This is a genomic window from uncultured Oscillibacter sp. (assembly GCF_910584465.1).
In the GTDB taxonomy this organism is placed as follows: Bacteria; Bacillota; Clostridia; order Oscillospirales; family Oscillospiraceae; genus Oscillibacter.
Window position 1 is genome coordinate 1 of the sequence record NZ_CAJUBK010000140.1, and the last position, 1621, is coordinate 1621.

The following is a 1621-nucleotide window of genomic DNA, read 5'->3' on the forward strand; positions in this document are numbered from 1 at the left end:
GACGGCCTCTACCGTCCTCTGAGCGGATACGTCCGCCTTATCATACTAAGGCGGCTAAGATCCCACATAGACTCCCACATGAGAACGATAAAGAAAGGACCGATGAAAATGAGTTACAGACATGCGTGTGTCATCGACACGGACCAGCACTATAGGACTTTCGTGCTGGTCCGGACGGAGCCGGACCCCATGACCGGCCAGGACTGTGAGACCGTGATGCACTATACCCTCCGGGAGGACGAGCGCCTGATCGATGCGGCCCCTCCCGTCCTGCGCCCCCATGCCGGCGCGGAGGGCTTCGTCCGCCCCGGGTGGGACGGCGGGGAGTGGATCGAGGCCGCCTCGGAAGAGGAGGTCTCCGCCTGGGAGGCGGAGAACCCGGACCCCAACGCCAAGACGCTGGAGGAACTGAGGGCGGATAAGCTGGCGGGACTGTCCGCGGCCTGCAACGCCGCTATCACGGCGGGCTGTGACGTGGGGCTGTCCGCCGCTTCCGGTCATATCTCCCTGACGGCGGAGGACCAGATCAACCTCTCCACGGCCCTGACGGCGGTGGAGCAGGGGGCCGAAGGCTATCCCTACCACCTGGACGGCCAGCTGTGCGCCGTCTTCCCGGCGGAGGACATCCGAGCCTGCGCCCGGGCGGCGACGGCCCACAAGCTGTATCAGACCACCTACTACAACCACCTGGCCGCGTGGGTGCGCCGGGTGCAGACGGAGGAGGAGCTGGAGGCCGTTACATACGGCGTTCCCTTGCCGGAGGACCTGGCGGCCAATATGGCGGCGGTCCTGGCGTCGGCGGGAGGGCCTGCGGATGTGTGATCTCCACGGCCATATCGTCCGCTGGATGTTCGGCGGCGTGCTGTACGGCATCCTGGAGGTCCTGTATCGGGGCTACACCCACTGGACCATGATGCTGCTGGCGGCGCTGGTGTGCATCCCGCTGGACCTCGCCAACGAGCGGATGCCCTGGGCGCTGCCGTTGTGGTCCCAGGCTGTGCTGGGCGGGCTGACCATCACGGCGGCGGAGCTGGCGGCGGGGCTGGTACTCAATGTATGGCTAGGGCTGGATATTTGGGATTACAGTGCTCTGCCCTGCAACCTTATGGGACAGATCTGCGCCCGGTTCACCGCTTTGTGGTGCCTGCTGGCGGGGCCGGTGATCGTGGCCTTCGACTGGCTGGACTATTGGCTTTGCAATGGGGAAAGGCCCCGGTACCGGTTGATTTGAAATAAAAAGCCGCCCGGATAGGGCGGCATGGATTGACAAAAGGCGACAGATAACGATATAATGGGTCCGCTCTGAAAGGGGCAGGGGCGCTGCACAAGACGGCGGGCGGTTGGTCACTTGACCCCGAAAGGGGGTGACAGTATGCCGATTACTTTGACGTTTCACATCCTTCATTGGACTGTGACGATCCAGGTAAAAAGCGGAAACCGCCACCGGGCAGGGTGACGGTTTCGTTTGATTCCTAACCATTGTTTGGGCTAACCGCTTGCCGCAGCGCCCTCTATGACCTATTATACCGTCTTGCCCGCTTTTGTCAAGTGGGCAGGGCGGTTTTTGCTGTAGTCACTGTCTGAAGCAGCGCCTTTGGCCGCCTTAGTATGATAAGGCGGA

2 protein-coding genes are annotated in these 1621 nt (G+C 62.6%); both read left to right on the top strand.

Going from position 1 to position 1621, the window contains the following annotated elements:
* Positions 1–108: 108 nt before the first annotated feature.
* Positions 109–822, top strand: a complete 714-nt coding sequence (locus QZ332_RS13655) for a hypothetical protein (RefSeq protein ID WP_295766440.1) — start codon at positions 109–111, stop codon at positions 820–822.
* Positions 815–1231, top strand: coding sequence for a putative ABC transporter permease (locus tag QZ332_RS13660; protein ID WP_295766442.1), 417 nt, complete (start codon positions 815–817; stop codon positions 1229–1231). The genes QZ332_RS13655 and QZ332_RS13660 overlap by 8 nt, the downstream gene beginning before the upstream one ends.
* Positions 1232–1621 lie beyond the last annotated feature (390 nt).

Excerpts from the sequence above, each read along its gene's own strand:
- QZ332_RS13660 (WP_295766442.1), top strand. The coding sequence starts at position 815 with ATGTGTGATCTCCACGGCCATATCGTCCGCTGGATGTTCGGCGGCGTG.
- QZ332_RS13655 (WP_295766440.1), top strand. The coding sequence starts at position 109 with ATGAGTTACAGACATGCGTGTGTCATCGACACGGACCAGCACTATAGG.